This window comes from Micromonospora trifolii (assembly GCF_050516465.1).
GTDB lineage: Bacteria > Actinomycetota > Actinomycetes > Mycobacteriales > Micromonosporaceae > Micromonospora > Micromonospora trifolii.
Genome location: NZ_CP191526.1, coordinates 6,473,943 through 6,496,521, shown reverse-complemented (window position 1 = coordinate 6,496,521; position 22,579 = coordinate 6,473,943). Strand labels below are relative to the sequence as shown.

Genomic DNA, 22,579 nt, shown 5'->3' with positions numbered 1-22,579 from the left:
CCCCGGGTTAGGGGGTGTAGTGCTGGTCGTGGGCTTGGCGGGGGGCGCAGACGGAGGCTCGGGAGCAGGAGCAGCGGGAGCCGTCGGCGTCCAGGCGTACGGTCACCGCGTCGCGGGGGACGCTGTGGCCGACGACCCGACCATCACCCTCGGGGGTGGAGACCCGACTGCCGACCGCCGGGGCGGTCTCCTGAAAGCGCTGGTACAGCGGGTGCTCGTACTTGAGGCAGCACATCAGCCGACCGCACGCGCCGGAGATGCGCAGCGGGTTGAGCGGCAGGTCCTGGTCCTTCGCCATCCGGATGGTCACCGGCTCGAAGTCGGTGAGGAACGTGGCGCAGCACAGGTCGCGACCGCAGGAGCCGATGCCGCCCTGCACCCGTGCGGAGTCGCGTGCGGAGAGCTGGCGCAGCTCCACCCGACAGTGCAGGGTCGCGCCCAGGTCGCGGACCAGGGAGCGGAAGTCCACCCGGTGCGGGGCGGTGAAGTACACGGTGCTGCGCTCACCGCCGCTCTCGGCGGAGCCGAGCACATGGTCGACCGCCACCACCTTCATCGGCAGGCCGTGCGAGCGGATCAGCCGTTTCGCGGCCACCTTCGCCTCGGCCTTACGCCGACGCAACGCCTCATCCCGGTGGAGGTCGTCGTCGCCGGCCAGCCCGACCAGGCGGGGGAAGCCGTCGGTGTCCTCGGTCACCCACTGCGCGGCCCACACGCACTCCGCCACCTCGGGCCCGTCATCGGTGGGCACCAGCACCCGGTCGCCCACCTGCGGACGCAACTCACCGGGGTCGAGGTAGTAGAGCCGCCCGTACCGGTTGAAGCTGACCGCGCAGAGCATGCCCATCCCCCCACCCTACGACGGGTCACGCCGCGAAGCGCAGCGGCCGGCCACGCCCCGCTGCCATTCATGACCGTCGACTTGACCTATTGCCGGGCGTCCCGTCGTGCCGTTGCTGCTCGCCCGGACGGTTGAATCCGGGGCCGGGCAGGAGACAAGACGTGCCTCGGCGGCGTTGAGTGGAGGCAGACCTGCGGGGGGTGCAGGGGGAAGACCACGGCGTCGCCGTGGGCGTCGGCTCAGGCCAGGCGCCCGCGAGCGACGCCGTGGCCTGTCCGGGGCAACCCGGCCACGGCCATGGACCGAAACCCGAGGCGATACGGCCGCAGCCAGAGGACCGAGATCCGGGGCGACCCGGCCACGGCCGGAGGACCGGGCTCGGTTACCAGCCGACCCGGGTGGGCTGGTCGTAGCGGGGGCGCCCGTCCGTTGGCGGACGCCACGCGGTTTCGGCCAGGCTCGGCGCCCACTGACGCAGCAACGTCTCCGCACCGTCGTACGCGACGCAGAGCACCGCCAGCACCCGTGCGGCGATCTCGGCGGCGTCGGCCACACCGGGCCCGACCGGCCCGGGGCGCGTCGACGCACCGGTGGCGGCGACCACGGCGACCGCTTCGGCCGAGCGGAGCACGTCGGCCAACGTGCGGGCCAGCGCGAGACGGCTGCCCTCCACCCAGTCGGCGAGGGCGTCGGCGTAACCGGCGGTGGATTCGAGTCGGCCGACCAGGCTGTCCGGCCCCTCGTCGAGGTGGCGTAGCAGCGCCGCCCGCTGTTGCCCGTACGCCGTGGCGGCCGGACCGGACCAGAGCACCGAGTCGGTGAGCGCGGCGGAGACGTCGTCGTACCCCCGGACGAGCCGGCGCACCGCGTGGCCGGCGCTGGCGAGCGGCACCGGGTGCAGGTCGAGGAAGCCGCGAACCGCGTCGCCCGGCAGCACCTGCATGCGGCGCAGCAGCGGCCAGACCCGGTGCCCCTCGGGGACGCCGGCCGCGATCAGCGTGTCCACCCGGCGGAGCAGGTCGAGGCCGGGTTCGGCGAGCCGGTCCAGCGCGTCCATCACGGTTCCCCGGTGAGCCGGCGGCGGGCCGCCCGGTCGACCTCGGCGTAGCGGTCGGCGGCCTCCCGCACCGCCGCGGCGGCGGCGGCCAGTCGACCGGCGGCGGCGCGGGCCTCCCGGGCCCGGTCGTCGGTGGCGGTGGTCCACTGCCGGTGCAGCGCCCGACCGATCTCGCCCGGGCGGCCCGGGGCGCCGGCGCCGAACGCGACCTGGGCCGGATCGCTGGCGGTGACGGTGTGCGAAACGACGGTGAGCGTGGCGCTCGCCTCGTCCAGTCGGGCGGAGAGCGCGCGCAGTGTGTCCATCTCAGGCCCCCGCGAGCGGTCGGTAGGCGGCGAACGTCTCGTTGTGCAGCTTCTCCCGGGCCCATTCGGCGGCGTCGGCCGCCGCGGTGACCGCGGCCTGCACCGACCCGGCCACGTCGCGCGGGCTGCGGGTGTGCAGCGGCCCGAGGAACCGGACGTCGGTGATCCGTCCACCGGCGGTGACCACCACCTCGACCAGGCCGTCCGGCGAGCGGACGGTCACCTCGACGGTCGACACCGCCTGGTCGAACTCGGCCTGGAGGGACTCGATCCGGCGGTAGCGTCGCACCGCCTCCTCGATCCAGGCTTCGTCGATCTCCCCCCGCGGCATCGGCCGACTCCTCCCGGGTGATCCATCACTCAGTGTGGTGCCACCGTCACCACGGCACTGGGACCGTACCGCACCGCAATCGGGCCTGTCGATGCCTGTGGACAACGGCCGGGAAGCGCGGGTCAGCCCTTCCAGAGGGCGAGCATCATCGCCTCGACCGCGATCCGCGGCTTGACGTTCGCCTCGATCGCCGCGCGGCAGGCGAGCACGGCCTCCAACCGGCGCAGCGACCCCTCGGCGTCCCACTTCTGCGCGCCGGCGCCGGCCAACGCGGCCGTGTCGGTGTGCACCGGGGCGACGGGCGCGCGCAGCGCCATGGTGAGCGCGTCCCGGTAGAAGCCCGCGAGGTCGACCAGCGCCCGGTCCAGTGCATCCCGCTGGGCCCGGGTGGCCCGGGACTTCTGCCGCTTCTCCAGCTCCTTGAGCTGCCCGGCAGCGCCTCGCATGGCGCCGGCCGCGCCCCGGCCGGTGCCGCCCGCGCCGAGCGCGGTCTCCAGTGCCGCCCGCTCGGTCGTGTCGGCCTCGGTGACCGACGCCTCGGCCTCCGCCTCGGCCGCCTCGATCAGCGCGGACGCCGCGTCGAACGCCGCGCCGACACCTGTCAACCGGCGGGGCACCGCGAGCACCGCCTCACGCCGTTTGCGGGCCTCCGGGTCGCGGGCCAGCCGGCGGGCCCGACCCACGTGACCCTGCGCGGCCGCCGCCGCCCACTGCGCCACGTCGGGGGCTATGCCGTCCCGACGAACCAGCACCTCGGCCACCGCGTCGGCCGGCGGCTGCCGCAGGGGTACGACCCGACAGCGCGACCGGATGGTCACCGAGATGTCGTCCGGGTGGGTGGACGGGGCGCAGAGCAGGAAGACCGTCCTCGGCGGGGGTTCCTCGATCGCCTTGAGCAGCGCGTTGCCGGCGGCCTCGGTGAGCCGGTCGGCGTCCTCGATGACCACCACCTGCCAGCGCCCGCCGGACGGGGTGCTGGCCGCGCGGAGCACCAGCGCGCGCATCTCGCCGACGCCGATGGAGAGCCCTTCCGGCACCACCATCCGCACGTCGGCGTTGGTGCCGCCCATCGTGGTGTGGCAGCCGGGGCACTCACCGCAGCCGGTGCCGTGCACGCACTGGAGTGCGGCGGCGAACGCCCGTGCGGCGACCGAGCGGCCGGAGCCGGGTGGCCCGGTGAAGATCCACGCGTGCGTCATCCCGGTGGACGGGTCCACCGCGCCGGTCACGGCGTCGTCGGCCGCTGACGCGTCACCGCTGACCTGGCCGGCGGCGACCAACGCGGCCGCGCCAGCACGCAGCACGGCGGCAGCCGCGGCGGCGGCGCGCCGCAGCTCAACCACCGCCTCGTCCTGACCGACCAGGTCGGCGAAGACGTCCGGCATCAGGTTTTGTGCTCCATCGTCACCAGCTCCGCGTCGGATAACTCAGGCTGCACCGAGGTGTCCGGGCCCTGCGCCGGCCGCGGGTGCACGATGCCGCCCGGCTTGCCGAGCATCTCCTCGACCCGCCGGACCACCAGCCCGGTGATCTCGTCGGCCGGCCGGGACGCGTCGAGCACCAGGTAGCGCTTCGGGTCGGCGGCGGCGAGGTCGAGGAACGCGTATCGGACGCGCTCGTGGAAGGCGACCGACTCGGCCTCCAGCCGGTCGGTGCCGGTGTTGCGCGAGGCCACCCGGGACTGGCCGGTGCGCGGTTCGACGTCCAGCAGCACCACCAGGTCGGGCTTGAGCCCACCGGTGGCCCAGGAGGAGAGCCAGGAGACCTCGTCGACGGGCAGTGTCCGGCCGGCGCCCTGGTACGCCAGGGACGAGTCGACGTACCGGTCGCTGATCACCACGCCACCCCGGACCAGCGCGGGCCGAACGACGGTGGCCACGTGGTGCGCCCGGTCGGCGGCGTAGAGCAGCGCCTCGGCCCGGGGAGAGGGTGCGTCGTCGCCGGAGGTGTCCAGCACCAGCGACCGGATTCGCCGGCCGACGCCGGTGGCCCCCGGCTCGCGGGTGACCACGACCTCTCGGCCGTGGCCGCGCAGCCGCTCGGAGAGCGCGGTGAGCTGGGTGGACTTCCCCGCACCCTCGCCGCCCTCGAAGACCACGAAGAGCCCGGCGGAGACGAACGGCTCGGAGGGCATCAACGGACGACCCCGGATGGAGCCCCAGAGGTCGGCGAGGACCGGTACGCCCTTCTTGTCGTCCATCTGGCCGAACGCGCTGATCCCGGCGAAGATACCGGCGGCACCGGCGGCGAGCAGCAGCAGTCGGGTGGAGGAGACGGAGATGCCGAGGTCGGCGATCTCCAGCTTGCGCGAGCCACCGACACCGACCAGCACGCTGCTCAGCCCGATGGCCAGGATCAGCACCAGCCGGGTGCCGATCTGCACCACCGCGAAGACCCGGCCGCGCACCTCGTCGGCCACCTCTCCACCCAGCAGCGTCGTGCCGGCCAGGAAGGCCATCCCGGCGCCGGCGCCGACCAGCACCGCGCCGACGATCGCCATGGACAGGTGGATGGCGAAGGCCAGGGTCATCACGGCGGCGCTGGCCAGCACGATGCTCATGCCGAACCAGCGACGCCGGGACATCTCCTTGACGACCATCGGGCCGAGCCCGATGCCGAGCGCCAGACCGACGAAGATGGCACCGAAGAGCAGTGAGAACGCCGCGTCGCCAGCGCCGAGCGAGTTGGCGAAGAACTTGGCCGTGCCGACCACGATGCCGCCGCCGGCGAACGCGCCGAAGATGCCCAGCACCAGGCCGCGGACGAGCGGGGTCTGACCGATGTACTTCCAGCCCTCGGAGAACTGCCGGAACATGCTCTGCTCGGCGCGCTCCGCCTCGCCGCGCTGCGCCTCGCTGATCTCCTTGATCCCGAACGCCACCACCAACGCGGTGGCGAGCCGGGAGAAGGAGTTGAACCAGAGCGCGAGCTGGGCCGGCTCGGCCCAGGAGGGTAGGTCGCCGCCGACGGCACCACGGACGCCTCGGTCGAGCACGGCAAGGCCGATGGCGGCGGCGACCGGGGTGAGGCCGTACGTGGTGATCAGCGTGAGCTGGTTGGCCGCCTCCAGCCGGGCCCGCGGGATCAGGTTGGGGACCGCGGCCTCCTTGGCCGGGATCCAGAGCAGGGTGAGCGACTCGATCAGGAAGGTGGCGATCAGCGCCCAGCCGACCACCAGGCCGCCTGCGGCGCCGCTGAGGGCGTAGAGCGGAATGGAGGCGAAGAGCACGAAGCGCAGCAGGTCGCAGATGACCATCGTCCAGCGCCGGTCGAACCGGTCGGCGAAGACGCCGGCCACCGGGCCGAGCACCAGCGCGGGCAGCAGCCGGATCGCGGTGACCCCGCCGAACGCGGCGCCCTGGGCGGTGCTGCCCTGCACCTGCGAGGCGGCGAAGAGGGCGGTGGCCAGCAGGCCGAGCCAGTCACCGAAGGAGGCCGCGCCGAGCACGATCCAGAGCCGGCGGAACGGCCGGATGCGCAGCACGGACCGGATCGCGGCATAACCGGACGGATCAACCTGACCGCCGTTGGGCTGCTTGGCGGCGTTGCCCGACTGGTCGCCCGAGCGCGACACGCCGGGCGACTCGCCGCTGTTCTGGCTTTCGATGGCCGTACCTCCACGTGCCGGCCCATCGCTGGGCACCTCCGGTGCAACACTCTAGACCCGGTGGGGGCCACCCCCCCCGGGCGACATTCTCCTGCTCGCTGAGCCTAGGCCGCCGGAGGTACCGGCCGCAGCCCGGACGTACGCGAGGGTATTTCGCATTCTCCGTCAGACAGTTAGCGTGCACACGTGGCCATCGAAAGCGACAAACTTCGCGAACGCCTGGATCGGGCGACTGCCCACCTCGACCCCCCGTACGCGGTGGTCGACCTCACCGCCTTCGACGCCAATTCGGCCGCCCTGGCCGATCGCGCCGCCGGAAAACCGGTCCGCCTCGCCAGCAAGTCGGTCCGCAGCCGGGAGTTGATCAGTCGAGCCCTCGCCCGGCCCGGCTGGCAGGGCGTGATGGCGTTCACAGTGCCCGAGGCGATCTGGCTGGTCCGTGCCGGCGTCAGCGACGACGTGCTGGTCGCGTACCCGAGCGCTGACCGCGCCGCCCTCGCCGAGCTGGGGGCCGACCCCACGCTCGCCGCCGCGATCACCCTGATGATCGACAGCACCGGCCAACTCGACCTCATCGACGCCATCCAGGCCCCGGGGCAACGCGCCGAGCTACGGCTCTGCCTGGACTTGGACGCCTCCTGGCGACCGCTGCGCGGTCGGGTGCACGTCGGCGTCCGCCGCTCACCGGTGCACAGCGCGCGGGCAGCCGGCACGCTCGCCGCCGCCGTCGCCGGTCGGCCCGGCTTCCGGCTGGTCGGGCTGATGTCGTACGAGGCGCAGATCGCCGGCCTGGGCGACGCGCCGCCGGGCAAGACGCTGCTGGCGGGCGCGATCAGGCTGGCCCAGCGCGGGTCGTACCGCGAGTTGCTGGCCCGCCGTGGCGCGGCGGTCGCCGCGGTACGCGAGCACGCCGACCTGGAGTTCGTCAACGGCGGCGGCACCGGCAGCGTGGCCGCGACCAGCGCCGATCCCGCGGTCACCGAGATAACCGCGGGATCGGGCCTGTACGGGCCGACGCTGTTCGACGCCTACCGCGCCTGGCGGCCCACCCCGGCGGCGTTCTTCGCCTGCGCGGTGGTCCGCCGACCGACGCCGGAGCTGGCAACGGTGCTCGGCGGTGGCTGGATCGCCTCCGGCCCGGCCGCCGACAGTCGACTGCCCCGGCCGTGGCTACCGGCGGGGCTGAAGCTGGTCGGCACCGAGGGCGCCGGCGAGGTGCAGACTCCGCTGTCCGGAGCGGCGGCGGCCGAGCTGCGCGTCGGCGACCGGGTGTGGTTCCGGCACGCCAAGGCAGGTGAGCTGTGTGAACGGGTCAACGAGCTGCACCTGATCGAGGGGGACGCGGTCGTGGCGACCGTCCCCACCTACCGGGGCGAGGGGCAGGCCTTCCTCTGATTCCGGGCAGCCGCCGCCCCCGTCGGCCGAGCCCGCCCGCCGCGCCGACTCAGGCGGGTTGGGGCGCCTCGGCCTGCTTGCCGACGGTGGACCGGCCGTTGTCCGGGCCGTCGACCTGGCGGTGCAGGTACTCCCGGATCAGCGCCTTCGCCTCGAGCAGCACCCGCTCGTCGCCGTCGGACTTCCGACGGAACGCGAGCTTGATCAGCGCGTCCGCCGCCTCGACCGCGATCTCCAGCACGAAGCGCAGCTTTGGCACGTCGGTGAGCCCGAAACGCTCGGTGAGCACCCGGGCCAACTGGTCGGCGATCACGCCGTTGTTGTCCCGCTGCTCGTCGAGCAGGTGCAGGTCGACCACATCGCCGAAGTGCAGGGTACGGAAGCCGGGGACGGTGCGGTGCATCGTGATGTACTCGTCGATGCCCGCGTCGACGCCGTCCCACCAGTGGGTCATCTCGTCGGAGGCGAACCGCTCGTCGAGGCGCTGGAGGTAGGACTCCATGGTCCGCAGGGTCAACGCCTGCACGATCGCCCGCTTGTCCGGAAAGAACTGGTAGACCGACCCGATCGCCACCTCGGCCCGCTCGGCGAGCAGGGTGGTGGTCAGCCCCTCGTACCCCACCTCGTCGACGAGTTCGGCGCAGGCATCCAACATGCGCTGTACCCGCGCGACACTTCGACCTTGCACCGGTACGCGGCGCAGCGGCCCGGTCGTGGCGGCTGGTGTGGACACTCTGCGCCACCCCCCTTCGACGGATGAACATATCTCCACGTCACGAGTCCGTGACTACCGGTACAACGAGCGGATCGCAATTGCGGTATTTACCAGCTAGAACGTTCCTGATATGAAGTCAGTTCATATTCATGAATGAGGAGCGCGCATGGTCCGCACCGCACCGCTCGGGGCTGGATGGTCCAACTGGGCCGGGAACCAGCGTGGCAGCGCCAGCGCGATCCTGCGCCCCGGCTCGCCGACCGATGTCGCAGAAGCCGTCCGATCTGTTGCCGCCGAGGGCGGTCGGATCCGGGTGACGGGCAGCGGGCACTCGTTCACCGCCGTCGCGCTCGCCGACGACCGTCGGATGGACCTGTCCGAACTGGACACCGTCGTCAGCGTGGACGTCGCACACCGACTGGTCACCGTGCCGGCGGGAATGACCCTGCACGTGCTCAACGGCCTGCTCGCCCGGCACGGCCTCGCGCTGCCCAACCTCGGCGACATCGACGCGCAGACCGTCGCCGGGGCGATCTCCACCGGCACCCACGGCACCGGAGCCGGCTACGGGTGCCTCTCCACCTTCGTCGAGGCGATCACCCTGGTCACCGGCACGGGCGAGGTGCTGCGTTGCTCCGCCGACGAGCATCCCGACGTCCTCGCCGCCGCCCGGGTGTCGCTCGGCGCGCTCGGCGTCCTGGTCGAGGTGACCCTGCGCTGCGTGGACGCGTTCGTCCTGCGCGCCCACGAACGCCCGGCCGAGCTGGCCGACGTGCTCGGCGAACTGCCCGAGCTGATCGGCCGGCACGACCACGTCGAGTTCTACTGGTTCCCGTACACGTCCCGGGTCCAGGTCAAGGCCAACGACCGGGTGCCCGCCAACGACCGGCCGCTGTCCCGCTGGCGCGGCTGGGTGGACGACGACTTCCTGTCCAACCGGGTCTTCGCCGGCGCCTGTCGACTCGGCCGGGCCGTGCCCGCGCTGGCCCCGGGCATCAGCGCGGTCTCCGCCCGTGCCCTCACCGAACGCCAGTACACCGGTCGCTCCGACCGGGTCTTCTGCACCCCGCGCCGGGTCCGCTTCGTGGAGATGGAGTACGGCCTGCCCCGCGAGGCGTTGCCCGAGGCGCTCGCCGCGCTCCAGCGGATCGTGGACGGCCTGCCGTTCAAGGTGCTCTTCCCGGTGGAGGTGCGATTCACCGCCGCCGACGACATCTGGCTGTCGCACGGCTACGGCCGGGACAACGCCTACATCGCCGTGCACCAGTACGTCGGCATGCCGTACGAGCCGTACTTCCGGGCCTTCGAGCAGGTGGCCGCCGGGCTGGGCGGGCGCCCGCACTGGGGCAAGCTGCATTACCGCGACGCCGCCTCGCTGGCCACGGCGTACCCCCGCTTCGCGGACTTCCAGGCCGTCCGCGACCGGCTCGACCCCGACCGCGTCTTCACCAACGCCCACCTGAACCACGTCCTCGGGGTCTGACGGCGCAGGTTGTCGATCGCGGTGACCAGCGCTAGAGCGCGAGGTCGTCCAGGTTCACCGCGGCGGCCATGGCCTCCGCGCCCCTGTCGTTCAGGTGCATGCCGTCGCCGCTGTCCAGCGCGGGGTGGATGTGGTCGGGGGCGTGCGGGTCCGCGACAGCGCGCGCCACATCGAAGACGGCGTCGAAGGCGTCCGTCGTACGGATCCAGTCGTTCACCTCGCGTCGGGTGGCGAGGCCCGCCGGCGTACTGATCTCCGGGCCGGCGCCCGCGAACGGGCCGATGGTGGCGACAACGATCCGCAGACCGGCGCCGTGGGCGCGGTCGGCCAGCGCACGGAAGCCCTCGACGAGGGCGTCGGCGGTGACGGGCGGCTCGCCCAACATGGCCGGAAGGCCGAGGTCGTTGATACCGAAGTGGACCAGGACGTGGGTCAGCGCCGGAATGGCGAGGACGTCACGGTCGAAGCGCGCCAGCCCGTGTTCGCCGACGCCGTCGCGCAGGAGTCGATTTCCGGCGATGCCCTGGTTGACCACCCACCCGCGCTTCAGACGCCGGTTGAGGAAGTCGACCGAGCGACGATTCGCGCTCGTCGTGGTGCCGACTCCTTCGAACCAGGAATCGCCGAAGGCCGCGGCGACGGCGGTGTCCCGGTGGGCGAGCACGTCGACGCCCGCCAGGTAGAACCTGGCCTCGACCTGCTCGGCCCCAACCAGCACGGGCGACGTGACGTGATTGCCGTCGACTATCCGGGCCAGCTCCGCCGGCTTGTGGGAATGGGTCGCCAGACCGGTCCGCTCCGGAAGGTAGAGGCTCACCACCAGATCCGTGCCGGCCGAGACGGGGATGCCCACCGGGTCGGTGACGGCCTCCTCGCCCGCCGGAATGACGTGGCGCTCCACGCCGTCGACGGTGAGGGCGGCCCACTGCCCACCGACGGCGACCGTGGCAGCCGCGATGGTCAACGGAGTGCGGCCGTAGCGGTTCGTCAGCCGTACCCGGAATGCCTCCCCGCCGCCGGCCAGGTGCAGCACCTGACGAACGGTCTGGTCGGCGAAGCTACGGGGTTCGCTGAACTGGAGCTGCTCGTACGGACTGAGCACCCCGGTACGGAAACCGGCGGTCCAGATCATGGCTGGTCCAGGTCGGTCGTGGTGCCCTCCTCCATGCTGATCACGGATTCGATCAGGGAGAAGAACGTCTGGATGCCGGGCAGGTTGGCGCCTCGGCGGCGGGATTCGGCGTAGTCCTCGGACGAGTTCCAGAAGACGATGTCCAGCCACTCGTCGGCCGCCAGCCGGATCAGTCGCGCGCCGAGGAAGCCGGCACGATCGGCCTGGAAGTCGCGCAGCATCGCCGGCCGCGCGGCCAGCAGGGCGTCCGCGCGCTCGGCGGGGACGCGTAAACGGGTGATTTCGACGGTGGTCATCGTGTTTCGATCCGTTCGGGTTGGGAGCCGTTGACGCCCAGCATCAGCCGGAGCTGGGTCAGGAGGACATCGCGGAAGTCCGCGGGTGCCGGTGTGGGGTCGCGCTGGACGCGAAAGATGATCAGGCCGGCCAGCGCCGAGAGCAGGAGGTCCGTCACCGCCTCGGCGTCATGGGCCAGCGTGAACGCACCCCGGGCGGCGCCTTCCCGGACGGCGGCCAGGAAGGGCGCCCGGTACCTCTCCTGCACGTTGGCGCTGTAGTCGCGCAGCTCGTCGTCGCGCATCGCGGAGCGCCAGAACTCCACCAGCACCTGCCGGGTCTGCTCCGAGTTGTGCAGGCTCCGGTCGACCAACGCGACGAGTCGTCGCCACGGATCGTCCTCGGCGGCGGAGACGGCCCGCAGGGCCTCCACCTCCCGGTCGGTGAACACCTGCATGGCCTCGATGATCATGTCTTCGCGGGAGCCGAAGTAGGTCTGGAGGGTGCTGATCGCGACCCCGCCGGCCGCGGACACGTCCGTGAAGCGGGTGTTCTCGTACCCGCGGGTGGCCAGCACGCCTGCCACGGCGTCGAGAACGGCATCCCGCTTCTCCCCGCCCGCACGCCTCTTCCTCGTCGGCATGGCCATACGGTACGACCGTACCGGCGAAACCGCGAAGGCCTCGACCTCTCGCGTGACCCGAAACACCGCAAAATAGATCTTGGATCTAAAGCACGGATCAGACGGCGCGGAGGGCTACTCGGTGCTGGTCGCGGCCTTGCGCGGGGCGGCCTTCTTCGCCGGAGCCTTCTTCGCCGCCGTCGCCTTGGCCGTGGTGGTCTTCTTCGCGGCCGTGGACTTGCTGGCGGCGGCCGTCTTCTTGGTGGCCGTGGCCTTCTTCGCGGGCGCCTTCTTCGCCGCCGCCTTCTTCCGCGGCGCCGGACCCTTCGCCCGCTTCTCGGCCAACATCTCGGACGCTTCCTCGATGGTCAGCGCCTCCGGCGTCTGCCCGCGCCGCAGCGAGGCGTTGAACTCCCCGTCGGTCACGTACGGGCCGAACCGGCCGTCCTTGATCACCAACGGCTTCTCGGTCGCCGGGTCCACGCCCATCTCGCGCAACGGCGGTGCCGCGGCTCGCCGTCCACGGGCCTTCGGGGCGGCCAGCAGAGCCAGGGCCTCGTCCAGACCGACGGTGAACATCTGGTCCTCGGACTCCAGTGAACGGAACTCCTCGCCCCGCTTGACGTACGGGCCGTAGCGACCGTTGTTCGCGAAGACCTCGACGCCGTCCGGCGCGACACCGATCAGCCGGGGAAGGCTGAGCAGCTTGAGTGCCTCCTCCAGGGTCAGCGAGTCCGGGGTCTGCGTCCGCAGCAGCGATGACTTCCGCTCGCCGCTGGACACGTACGGGCCGAACCGGCCGGACTTGAGCACGATCGGCTCGCCGGTGCCGGGGTCGTCGCCGAGCTTCCGCTCGCCGCTGCCGCCGAGGAACAGCTCGTGAACCTTCTCCGGGGTCAGCTCGTCCGGGGCCAGGCCCTCGGGGATCGGCGCCCGGTCACCCTGGGTGCCGCCCTCCTCGCCCTCACCCGAAGCCGGTGCCGGCTGTTCGCCGCCGGGCAGCTCCCGCTGCAGGTACGGCCCGTAGCGGCCGACCCGCACGACGACCTCGCGGCCGTCGTCGTCGGTGAAGAGCGGGATGGAGTTGACGCTGCGGGCGTCGATGTCGCTGAGGTTCTCGGTGACCAGCTTCTTGAGCCCGCCGGAACGGGCGATGTCCTGGTCGCCAGCACCGTTGGAGCTGCCGAAGTAGAACGCCGTGAGGAAGTCGACCGCCGCGTGGTCACCGCCGGCGATCTCGTCCAGCTCGTTCTCCATCGTCGCGGTGAAGTCGTAGTCGATCAGGCGGGGGTAGTGCCGCTCCATCAGCCCGATCACCGCGAAGGCCAGGAAGGTCGGGATCATCGCCTGGCCGCGCTTGGTGACGTACCCCCGGTCCTGGATCGTCTGCATGATCGACGCGTAGGTGGACGGGCGGCCGATGCCCAGCTCTTCCAGGGCCTTGACCAGCGACGCCTCGGTGTAGCGCGACGGCGGCTGGGTGTGGTGGCCCTGCGCGGCCAGCTCGTCGGCGGTCAGCGGCTGGTCCTTGACCAGGGTGGGCAGCCGGCGCTCGGCGTCCTCGGCCTCGGCGTTCTCGTCGTCGCTCGACTCGACGTAGGCGCGCAGGAAGCCCGGGTCGGTGATGGTCTTGCCGGTCGCGCCGAAGTCGGCCTCCTCCTGCGAGGTGGAGACCGCCCGGATACGCACCGACACGCTGGAGCCGACCGCGTCGGTCATCTGCGAGGCGATGGTGCGCCGCCAGATCAGCTCGTAGAGCTTGAACTCCTCGGCGGACAGCTCCTTGGCCACCTCGCCCGGGGTACGGAAGTTGTCCCCCGCCGGGCGGATCGCCTCGTGCGCCTCCTGCGCGTTCTTCACCTTGCCGGTGTAGCGGCGCGGCTCCGGCGGAACGCTGCGCTCGCCGTACAGCTCGACGATCTGTCGACGGGCCGCCGAGATGGCGGTCTCCGACAGGTTGACCGAGTCGGTACGCATATAGGTGATGTAGCCGTTCTCGTACAGGCGCTGCGCGGTGCGCATCGTCTGCTGCGAGGACAGGCGCAGCTTGCGGGCCGCCTCCTGCTGGAGGGTCGAGGTGATGAACGGCGCGTACGGGCGACGGCGGTAGGGCTTCTCCTCGACCCGGGTGACGGTGAATGGCCGCCCCTCCAGCCGGGCCGCGAGACCCCGGGCGCCACTCTCGTCGAGGTGCACGACACCAGCGCCGGCCCGGACACGACCGGTGGTCGGCTCGAAGTCCTTGCCGGTGGCGATCCGGTCGCCGTTCAGAGCGATCAGGGTGGCGTTGAACGCACGCGGGCCCTCACCGGCGTTGGCCACCGCGAGGGTGGCCAGGATGTCCCAGTATTCGGCGGTGCGGAAGGCCATCCGCTGCCGCTCCCGCTCGACCACTATGCGGGTCGCCACGGACTGCACCCGGCCTGCCGAGAGCCGCGGCATGACCTTCTTCCACAGCACCGGGGAGACCTCGTAGCCGTACAGGCGGTCGAGGATCCGGCGCGCCTCCTGGGCGTCGACCAGATCGCGGTCGATCTCCCGGGGGTTGGCCACCGCCGCCTGGATCGCCGGCTTGGTGATCTCGTGGAAGACCATCCGCTTGACCGGGACCTTGGGCTTGAGCGTCTCGACCAGGTGCCAGGCGATCGCCTCGCCCTCGCGGTCCTCATCCGTCGCCAGGAAGATCTCGTCGACTTCCTTGGCCAGCTTCACCAGCTTGCTGATCTGCTGCTTACGGTCGGCGGAGACGACGTAGAGCGCCTGGAAGCCGTTGTCGACGTCCACCCCGAGCCGGGCCCAGGGTTCCTTCTTGTACTTGGCCGGCACGTCGGCGGCGTTGCGCGGCAGGTCGCGGACGTGACCGAAGCTGGCCTCCACGACGTACCCCGGGCCAAGGTAGCCCGAGATCGTCTTGGCCTTCGCCGGTGACTCGACGATGACCAGACGGGTGGTTCCAGCGTTGCTCGGCACGTCTCTCCCCGACCTCACTCCTGCTCGTGGCCTGCCGGCGCCCGGACAGCGACCGCTTTCGACCCCGCCGTCGCACCGGCGGTCCGGATGTCCAACGTAACGCGCCGCCCGCGTTTCGGGTTTCGCGGGCCGCAAACCGCTTCAAGGCGGCGGTCGACGCCGCCCCGCCGCGCTCGGCACTGCCGGACGGCGCCACCGTACACCGTGGGTAGGGCTCGAAGCGGGTCACTGTGACGATGGCGGACCCACGACCGAGGCGCGACCCGCCCGTTTTCCGCCTGGATCGACCCGCCGGCTGTCCGGCACCGGACACCCGGCCTGCACCGCCGACCTGGGCGGAATGACCGATTCAGGGCCGAGTTGGCCAGGCGCCGGCCGGCGCCGCGTTCGGCGCTCCGCCGACCAGCTCGGCGAGCCGCGCCAACCGGCGACGGCCGGTGATCCGGTACGCCGGGCCGCCCTCACCCGGGCCGAGCAGCGTCCCAGCCAGCCCCGCCGAGGCGAGCGCCACCCCGATCGACTCCCAACACTCCTGGTCGTCGGCCCCCAGCCGCAACAGAAAGCAGTCCGGAGGCTCCGGCGTCCCGGCGGCGGCGAGCCACAGCCGCAACCGCCGGCCGGTCAGGTGGAAGGCGGCCGGCGGGCGTTTCGTCGTACCGTGCAGCCAGGCGGCCGCGAGCGGCTTCAAGACCCGGGTGTACGACGTACGAACGGCGTGTCGCGCGCCCTCGGTCGGCTCCCAGCTCGCCGCCAGTCCGCGCGACGCCAGCTCGGCGACGAGCACGTGCACCCGCCAGGCGGCGTCCACCTGCACCGAGAGCCGGGCGGTGCCGCCCATCCGGACCACCTCACCTGGCCCGGCGAGCAGCCCGGCCAGGTCGGCGACGGTCGGTTCGGCCGCGTCCGCGCCGAAGAAGACAAGTTGCCGGCCCGCGTCGTCATTTTGGGGCGGGCCGTTCTGAACTGAGCCGTCCTGCGACGAGCGGTTCGGTGACGCGCCGCCGCGGCGTCGCCCGGGAGTGGGCGTGTCGGACTCGGGCGCGGGGAACAGCGCCGGGGGCGGCTGTGCCTTCCCGGTGTCACCGAGCCCGCTCAGCGACACTCCGGCACCTCGTCGAATGCCTGTTTCAACTCCTCGGAGTTGAGCTTGCTGGTGTCCAGCGCGCTGGCGTCGTACTCCTTGTTGAGGGTCTCCACGGCGGCCCGCACGCCGTCGTAGAAGGCGGTCGGCTCGCCGGTGCCCAGGCCGTCGATGGTGTCCCGGGCGCGACCGTACGCGTCCCGCATCTTCCCCAGGGAGCTGCGGAAACCCGCGGAGATGGCCTCGCCGTTGTCGGCCTCCGGGATGCCCGCCTTCTCCACCTTGCGGCGCGCGGCCTCGCTGGCCTGCTCCGCCCCATCGAAGAGCCGCACCAGGTTCTCCTTGGCCTGCGCCGGCGTGGTCTGCGCGGTCATCTGCTCGTCAGTGCTGCTGGTCAGCTTGTTGATCTCGGAGCGCCACGGGGTGAGGGCACCGCAGACCGAGGCCGCCCAGGCCCGTGGGCTGGGGCCTCCGCCGCAGCCGGCCAGGACGACGATCGTGGCCAGGACCACCGTGAGCTTTCCGGCGGCAGACGCCCGGCACGTACGCATGCGTTGCAGCGTACGGCCTTTGGCCAGGTGTGGCATCGGGCCGGACGGCCGGGGTCCCCGGTCGACGGGCTACGTCGACCGGGGACCCCGGGCCGTTCCTGGGTCAGGCGTTGACCGTCTCCGGGCGGTGATCGGTGCTGCCCGCGCCGGTGTTGCCATCGGCGTCCGAGTCGGACATCGCGATGCCCTTGCGCTTGCTGAACACCACCGACGCCACGATGATCAGCGTCGCTACCAGCGCGATGCCGACCCGCAGGCCGACGTTGCGCTCGTCGCCGACGCTCCAGGCCACCACGGCGGGCGCGATCAGCAGCGAAACCAGGTTCATCACCTTGAGCAGCGGGTTGATCGCCGGGCCGGCGGTGTCCTTGAACGGGTCACCGACGGTGTCGCCGATGACAGTGGCGGCGTGCGCCTCGGAGCCCTTGCCGCCGTACGCGCCGTCCTCGACCAGCTTCTTGGCGTTGTCCCAGGCCCCACCGGAGTTGGACAGGAACACCGCCATCAGCGTGCCGGCGCCGATCGCACCGGCCAGGTACGCCGCGAGCGCGCCGGGCCCGAGGCCGAAGCCGACAGCGATCGGCGCCAGGATGGCGAGCAGGCCGGGGGTCATCAGCTCGCGCTGCGCGTCCCGGGTGCAGATGTCGACGACCTTGCCGTACTCCGGGCGCTGGGTGCCGTCCATGATGCCGGGCAGCTCACGGAACTGCCGGCGGACCTCCATCACCACGGCACCGGCCGAGCGGGACACCGCGTTGATGGCCAGCCCGGAGAAGAGGAAGACCACCGCCGCGCCGATGATCAGGCCGACCAGGTTGCGCGGGTTCGCCACGTTCAGCGCGTTGAGGATCTCGTTGCCGACGTCGTTCACGCCAGCCGTCGCGTACGCGCTGCTGAGCGTGTCGGTGTACGAGCCGAACAGCGCGGTCGCGGCGAGCACCGCAGTGGCGATCGCGATGCCCTTGGTGATCGCCTTGGTGGTGTTGCCGACCGCGTCCAGCTCGGTCAGCGTGCGAGCGCCGTGCTCGTCGATGTCGCCGGACATCTCGGCGATGCCCTGGGCGTTGTCGGAGATCGGCCCGAAGGTGTCCATCGCGACGATCACGCCGACGGTGGTGAGCAGGCCGGTGCCGGCCAGTGCCACCGCGAACAGCGACAGCGTGATGGAGCTGCCGCCGAGCAGGAAGGCGCCGAAGACGCCGGCGCCGATCAGCAGCGCCGAGTAGACCGCCGACTCCAGGCCGATGCTGATGCCGGCCAGGATCACTGTCGCCGCACCGGTCTGCGAGCTCTTGCCGATGTCCTGCACCGGTCGGCGCTTGGTCTCGGTGAAGTAGCCGGTCAGCGCCTGGATCGCGGCGGCCAGCACGATGCCGATCACAACAGCGCCGATGGCCACCAGTCGCGGGTTGCCGGGGGCGTCGGTGAGGCCACTGTCGAACTCGCCGAAGGTCGCCGGCAGGTACGCGTAGGCGGCAATCGCCACCAGCACCGCGGAGAGCACCGCGGACAGGTAGAAGGCCCGGTTGATCGCGGTCAGGGCGTTACGGTCGGACGCGCGAAGCCGGGTGATGAAGACACCGACGATCGCGATCAGCACGCCGATGGTGGAGATGATCAGCGGGAAGACCAGACCCTGCTCGCCGAACGCGGCGCGGCCGAGGATCAGCGCGGCGACCAGCGTCACGGCGTACGACTCGAACAGGTCGGCGGCCATGCCGGCGCAGTCACCGACGTTGTCGCCCACGTTGTCGGCGATGGTGGCGGCGTTGCGCGGGTCATCCTCGGGGATGCCCTGCTCGACCTTGCCGACCAGGTCGGCGCCGACGTCGGCGGCCTTGGTGAAGATGCCGCCACCGACCCGCATGAACATCGCGAGCAGCGCGGCGCCGAAGCCGAAGCCCTCCAGCACTGTGGGCGCGTCACCCCGGTAGACGAGGACGACCAGCGCCGCACCGAAGAGGCCGAGGCCGACGGTGAGGAAGCCGACGACACCGCCGGTCCGGAAAGCGATCTTCATGGCCGCCTCACGGCCGCCTGCTCGCTCCCGTGCGGCGGCTGCCACACGCAGGTTGGCTCGGGTGGCCAGCCACATGCCCGCGCCGCCGATGAACGCGCTGAACAGAGCGCCCACCACGAAGAAGAGCGAGCGGCCGATCTTCACAGCCAGCTCACTGCCATCGGTGTCGTGCACCGGAAGCAGGAAGAGCAGCACGACGGCGACGACGACGAAGATCGCCAGGGTGCGGAATTGACGGAGCAGGTAGGCCGAGGCGCCCTCCTGGACCGCCCCCGAGATCTCCTGCATTTTCTCGGTGCCCTTACCAGCGGCCAGCACCGTTTTTGTCAGGGCGGCAGCGAAACCGAGTGCCACCAGCGCGACAACCGCGGCGATGACGACGTAGGTGACATTGCTTCCGGTAAGGGAAAGCCCGCCGCCGTCGGCGGCCAAGGTCTCGGACATCTGTGTCCTCCTGTTACCGAACAATCGCGCCGGTGAGTGGAGACGCACTGACCGACGCCTGGATGCGGACTCGCAAGCGCGCGCCAACCCACCAGCGGACCAGCGATGAACACCCATACCCGCTGGCTGCGGGATAGGTCACTTGCTGACAACCCGGGTACTGTAGCCCTCCGCAGTGTTGGAGGTCACACCCAGGTGGCACCGTGTCGCGATGATCTTCGTCGCTGTGTTATGAAACGAAATCTGATATAGGGCCCGATCCATGCGAAGAAGGCCGCATCCCCAGCAGGGGACGCGGCCTACGCAGCGGAACTGATCAGCGGCCGACCGGCCACACCATCCGCACCTCGGTGCCGATGCCCACGTCGACCGGGCGCACCTGGAGGTCCTCGACGAAGCCGGCGAGCAGCGCGAAGCCGACGCCGGTGGTCAGCGCTTCATCGGTCAGCGACTCGTTGGCCAGCTCGTCCGGCGGCAGCGCGGTCAGACCGATACCCGCCTCGATCGGCGCCCGGTCCACCACCCGCACGGCGTACGAGCCACCGTCGGACATCTCCACCAGCACCGGGTCGGCCAGGCCGTACTGCCGGTGCAGGGCCACCGCGCGCGTGCACGCCTCACCGATGGCCAGGCGCACCTCGTCCAGCAGGTCCTCCCGCACGCCGGCCCGCCGGGCGACGGCGACGCCGACCAGGCGGGCGGTGCGCACGTGCACCGGGGCGGGCGAGAACGAGAGCTTGACTGTCGCCATCACGCGCCGGCGCCCGCCGAGTCGGCGCTGATCGCCGCGTCGACCGTCGGGTGCAGCGGAAACACCTGGTCGAGCGCGGTGATCCGGAAGATCTTGAGCAGCGGCTCCTTGTCGCAGACCAGCGCGAACGAACCGCTCGCCGAGCGGAGCCGCTTGAGCGCGCCGACCAGCACGCCCAGCCCGGTGGAGTCGAGGAAATCCACCCGACCGAGGTCGACCACCACGTGACGGGCGCCACCGTCGATCAGTTCGAGGAGTCGTTCACGGAGCCGGGGCGCGGTGTAGACGTCCACCTCACCACCGACCTCGAGCACCGTGTGCTCGCCCACGGTGCGGGTCGCCAGTGACAGCTCCATCGGTCCTCCTCGCCAGAGCCGTAAACTCTCGTGGGCATCTAACCACTACCGCCGAGGCGGCCTGCGGACGCCAGCGGAGGCTTCCCCTTACCCCGGTGTCCGACTTTTCATCTCCGAACACCAGTGCGAGAGTGCAGGGCGTGACCTCCGACGACTTCAGCTCCGCGCGCCACACGCCGCGCCGCGACCTGGAGTCGTCGTCCGCGGCCACCGTATCCGCTGGTCCCGGCCCCGGGCCAGCGCCGGCCGACCTGCTGCGCCGGCTACGCGCCCGGGGCGCCGCCGACCCGGTCACCCACGTCGAGCGGGTGCCGGCCCGCGCCGGGGTGCCCGCCCCGTGGCCGTCGTGGGCACCGGCGGAGTTGCGCGCGGCGTTCACCCGGCGTGGCGTGGTCGCGCCCTGGCAGCACCAGGCCGAGGCGGCCAACCTGGCGTACGAGGGCCAGCACGTGGTCGTCGCCACCGGCACCGCGTCCGGCAAGTCACTGGCGTACCAACTGCCCGCCCTGGCCACCCTGCTCGCCGACCCCCGGGCCACAGTGCTCTACCTGGCGCCGACCAAGGCGCTCGCCGCGGACCAGTTGCGCGCCGTCGCCGCGCTGGAGCTGGAGGGCGTACGCCCCGCCTGCTACGACGGGGACACTCCACGCACCGAGCGGGAGTGGATCCGCCGGCACTCCCGGTTCGTGCTGACCAACCCGGACATGCTGCACCACGGCATCCTGCCCGGGCACGCCCAGTGGTCCGGCTTCCTGCGCCGACTCGCGTACGTGGTGATCGACGAGTGCCACACCTACCGGGGCGTGTTCGGCTCGCACGTCGCGCACGTGCTGCGTCGGCTGCGTCGGCAGTGCGCCCGGTTCGGGGCCACCCCGGTGTTCGTGCTCGCCTCGGCCACCTCCGGCGACCCGGCCACCGCGGCCGGACGGCTGACCGGCCTGCCGGTGACAGCGGTCACCGAGGACGCCTCCCCCCGCGGCGGGGTGACCTTCGCACTCTGGGAACCGCCGCTGCTGCCACCCGACTCGTCGGCCTCTTCTCCGGTGCCGCCGCAGGCGACGGGCGACCACGACGAGCTTCGCCAGGTCCGCCGGTCGGCGCTGCGCGAGACCGCGGACCTGCTCGCCGACACGGTCGCCGAGGGGGTCCGCACCCTCGCATTCGTCCGCTCCCGCAAGGGTGCCGAGGTGGTGGCCGCCAACGCGCGTCGAGCGCTGGACGACGCGGTGCCGGGGCTCGGCGACCGGGTGGCCGCCTACCGGGGCGGTTACCTGCGGGAGGAGCGGCGCGAGCTGGAACGGGCCCTGCTGCACGGCGATCTGCTCGGCCTGGCCTCCACCAACGCGCTGGAGCTGGGCGTGGACCTGGTCGGGCTCGACGCGGTGCTGATCTGCGGCTACCCGGGCACCCGGGCGTCGCTGTGGCAGCAGGCGGGCCGCGCCGGGCGTTCCGGGCAGGAGGCCCTCGCGGTGCTGGTGGCCCGGGACGACCCCCTGGACACCTACCTGGTGCACCACCCGGAGGCGATCTTCGGCGCGCCGGTGGAGGCGACGGTGCTCGACCCGGCCAACCCGTACGTGCTGGCACCGCAGTTGGCCTGCGCCGCGGTGGAGGCGCCGCTCACCCCGGCCGACCTGGCGCTCTTCGGCGAGGGAGCGAAGGAGGCGGTCGACGAGCTGGTCGCGGCGGGGGCGCTGCGGCAGCGGCCCACCGGTTGGTACTGGCGGCACCGGGAGCGGCCCGAGGTGGACCTGCGCGGCGAGGGCGGCGCCCCGGTCGCCGTGGTGGAGTCGTCGACCGGCCGGCTGCTCGGCACTGTCGACGGCGGTTCCTCGCACTTCCTGCTGCACTCCGGCGCGGTCTATCTGCACCAGGGCGTCTCGTACGTGGTCGACCAGCTGGACCTGGCCGACGGTTGCGCGCTGGTGCGCGCCGAGGAGCCGGACTGGTCCACCCACGCCCGCGACGTCACCGACCTGTCCGTGGTGTCGGTGCGCTCCTACGTTGACGCCGGGCCGGTCGGCATGTTCCTCGGCGAGGTGGATGTGACCAGCCAGGTGGTGTCGTACCAGCGGCGGCGGATCGCCACCGGCGAGGTGATCGACACCCGGCCGCTCGACCTGCCCGCCCGGGAGCTGCGCACGGTGGCGGTCTGGTTCACCCTGTCACCGCAGTCGTTGGCCCTCGCCGGGGTCCAGCCGGCCGACGTGCCGGGTGCGCTGCACGCCGCCGAACACGCCGCGATCGGCCTGCTGCCGCTGATGGCCACCTGCGACCGGTGGGATATCGGCGGGCTCTCCACCGCGCTGCACCCGGACACCGAGGCGCCGACCGTCTTCGTCTACGACGGGCATCCGGGTGGCGCCGGGTTCGCCGAGCGGGCGTACGGGACGGCGGCGGCGTGGCTGCGGGCCACCCGGGACGCGATCGCGGAGTGCGGCTGCGAGGCCGGCTGCCCGTCCTGCGTGCAGTCACCGAAATGCGGCAACGGCAACAACCCCCTCTCCAAGCCGGACGCGATCCGGGTGCTCGACGTGGTGCTGACGAACCTGCCGGACTGAGCGGCTTGCATGAATCGGCATGGCACGGGGCACAATGGTGTGGGAGCGCTTCCATCGATGCCAATGTTGCTGATCGCCCCC

General features: G+C 72.0%; 19 protein-coding genes. 3 read left to right on the top strand and 16 right to left on the bottom strand.

Going from position 1 to position 22,579, the window contains the following annotated elements; genetic code table 11:
• Positions 1-7: 7 nt before the first annotated feature.
• The 6 genes from ACQRWP_RS30280 to tmk all read right to left on the bottom strand — a co-directional run bounded on the left by ACQRWP_RS30280 (position 8) and on the right by tmk (position 6,018).
• On the bottom strand, positions 8-847 hold the full coding sequence (locus ACQRWP_RS30280) for a PSP1 domain-containing protein (protein ID WP_430499639.1): 840 nt from the start codon (positions 845-847) through the stop codon (positions 8-10).
• A 376-nt stretch (positions 848-1,223) separates the two neighbouring features.
• The gene (locus ACQRWP_RS30275) at positions 1,224-1,898 is read right to left on the bottom strand and encodes a hypothetical protein (RefSeq protein WP_430499638.1); all 675 of its coding nucleotides are present in this window, start codon (positions 1,896-1,898) and stop codon (positions 1,224-1,226) included.
• Positions 1,898-2,203 (bottom strand): hypothetical protein, encoded by a 306-nt coding sequence (locus ACQRWP_RS30270; protein WP_430499637.1) that lies wholly within the window; start codon positions 2,201-2,203, stop codon positions 1,898-1,900. Before ACQRWP_RS30270 ends, ACQRWP_RS30275 begins: the two co-directional genes overlap by 1 nt.
• A 1-nt stretch (position 2,204) precedes the next feature.
• Positions 2,205-2,534, bottom strand: coding sequence for a YbaB/EbfC family nucleoid-associated protein (locus ACQRWP_RS30265; protein WP_007454690.1), 330 nt, complete (start codon positions 2,532-2,534; stop codon positions 2,205-2,207).
• A gap of 122 nt (positions 2,535-2,656) precedes the next feature.
• Positions 2,657-3,919, bottom strand: coding sequence for a DNA polymerase III subunit delta' (locus ACQRWP_RS30260; protein WP_430499636.1), 1,263 nt, complete (start codon positions 3,917-3,919; stop codon positions 2,657-2,659).
• Complete coding sequence (gene tmk, locus ACQRWP_RS30255; RefSeq protein WP_430503336.1) at positions 3,919-6,018, bottom strand: dTMP kinase; 2,100 nt, start codon at positions 6,016-6,018, stop codon at positions 3,919-3,921. The genes ACQRWP_RS30260 and tmk overlap by 1 nt, the downstream gene beginning before the upstream one ends.
• Positions 6,019-6,327: 309 nt before the next feature.
• On the opposite strand from tmk, the gene ACQRWP_RS30250 reads away from it, so the two are divergent.
• Complete coding sequence (locus tag ACQRWP_RS30250; RefSeq protein ID WP_430499635.1) at positions 6,328-7,536, top strand: amino acid deaminase/aldolase; 1,209 nt, start codon at positions 6,328-6,330, stop codon at positions 7,534-7,536.
• A 49-nt stretch (positions 7,537-7,585) separates the two neighbouring features.
• On the opposite strand, the gene ACQRWP_RS30245 is transcribed toward ACQRWP_RS30250, so the two are convergent.
• Positions 7,586-8,191: a TetR family transcriptional regulator gene (locus ACQRWP_RS30245; RefSeq protein WP_410819953.1), complete on the bottom strand. Its 606-nt coding sequence runs from the start codon at positions 8,189-8,191 to the stop codon at positions 7,586-7,588.
• A 226-nt stretch (positions 8,192-8,417) separates the two neighbouring features.
• On the opposite strand from ACQRWP_RS30245, the gene ACQRWP_RS30240 reads away from it, so the two are divergent.
• Positions 8,418-9,734 carry a D-arabinono-1,4-lactone oxidase gene (locus ACQRWP_RS30240; RefSeq protein ID WP_430499632.1) on the top strand — a complete coding sequence of 439 codons (1,317 nt, stop codon included), beginning with the start codon at positions 8,418-8,420 and terminating at the stop codon, positions 9,732-9,734.
• Between the two features lie 31 nt (positions 9,735-9,765).
• Here the strand turns inward: ACQRWP_RS30240 and ACQRWP_RS30235 are convergent, their stop codons facing one another.
• The 9 genes from ACQRWP_RS30235 to ACQRWP_RS30195 all read right to left on the bottom strand — a co-directional run bounded on the left by ACQRWP_RS30235 (position 9,766) and on the right by ACQRWP_RS30195 (position 19,937).
• Positions 9,766-10,866, bottom strand: coding sequence for an SGNH/GDSL hydrolase family protein (locus ACQRWP_RS30235; protein ID WP_430499630.1), 1,101 nt, complete (start codon positions 10,864-10,866; stop codon positions 9,766-9,768).
• Positions 10,863-11,162 (bottom strand): antibiotic biosynthesis monooxygenase, encoded by a 300-nt coding sequence (locus ACQRWP_RS30230; RefSeq protein ID WP_430499628.1) that lies wholly within the window; start codon positions 11,160-11,162, stop codon positions 10,863-10,865. The genes ACQRWP_RS30235 and ACQRWP_RS30230 overlap by 4 nt, the downstream gene beginning before the upstream one ends.
• Positions 11,159-11,785 carry a TetR/AcrR family transcriptional regulator gene (locus tag ACQRWP_RS30225; protein ID WP_430499626.1) on the bottom strand — a complete coding sequence of 209 codons (627 nt, stop codon included), beginning with the start codon at positions 11,783-11,785 and terminating at the stop codon, positions 11,159-11,161. Before ACQRWP_RS30225 ends, ACQRWP_RS30230 begins: the two co-directional genes overlap by 4 nt.
• Before the next feature lie 114 nt (positions 11,786-11,899).
• Entirely contained in the window at positions 11,900-14,734 is a 2,835-nt protein-coding gene (gene topA / locus ACQRWP_RS30220; RefSeq protein ID WP_430499624.1) for a type I DNA topoisomerase, read from the bottom strand.
• Between the two features lie 349 nt (positions 14,735-15,083).
• Positions 15,084-15,836 (bottom strand): hypothetical protein, encoded by a 753-nt coding sequence (locus ACQRWP_RS30215; RefSeq protein ID WP_430499622.1) that lies wholly within the window; start codon positions 15,834-15,836, stop codon positions 15,084-15,086.
• Positions 15,827-16,366 carry a hypothetical protein gene (locus ACQRWP_RS30210; RefSeq protein ID WP_238662652.1) on the bottom strand — a complete coding sequence of 180 codons (540 nt, stop codon included), beginning with the start codon at positions 16,364-16,366 and terminating at the stop codon, positions 15,827-15,829. Before ACQRWP_RS30210 ends, ACQRWP_RS30215 begins: the two co-directional genes overlap by 10 nt.
• A 103-nt stretch (positions 16,367-16,469) precedes the next feature.
• Positions 16,470-18,830 carry a sodium-translocating pyrophosphatase gene (locus ACQRWP_RS30205; RefSeq protein WP_430499620.1) on the bottom strand — a complete coding sequence of 787 codons (2,361 nt, stop codon included), beginning with the start codon at positions 18,828-18,830 and terminating at the stop codon, positions 16,470-16,472.
• A 316-nt stretch (positions 18,831-19,146) separates the two neighbouring features.
• On the bottom strand, positions 19,147-19,584 hold the full coding sequence (locus ACQRWP_RS30200) for an ATP-binding protein (protein ID WP_430499618.1): 438 nt from the start codon (positions 19,582-19,584) through the stop codon (positions 19,147-19,149).
• Entirely contained in the window at positions 19,581-19,937 is a 357-nt protein-coding gene (locus ACQRWP_RS30195; protein ID WP_091395433.1) for an STAS domain-containing protein, read from the bottom strand. The genes ACQRWP_RS30200 and ACQRWP_RS30195 overlap by 4 nt, the downstream gene beginning before the upstream one ends.
• A 140-nt stretch (positions 19,938-20,077) precedes the next feature.
• On the opposite strand from ACQRWP_RS30195, the gene ACQRWP_RS30190 reads away from it, so the two are divergent.
• Positions 20,078-22,498 (top strand): DEAD/DEAH box helicase, encoded by a 2,421-nt coding sequence (locus ACQRWP_RS30190; RefSeq protein ID WP_430499615.1) that lies wholly within the window; start codon positions 20,078-20,080, stop codon positions 22,496-22,498.
• Positions 22,499-22,579 lie beyond the last annotated feature (81 nt).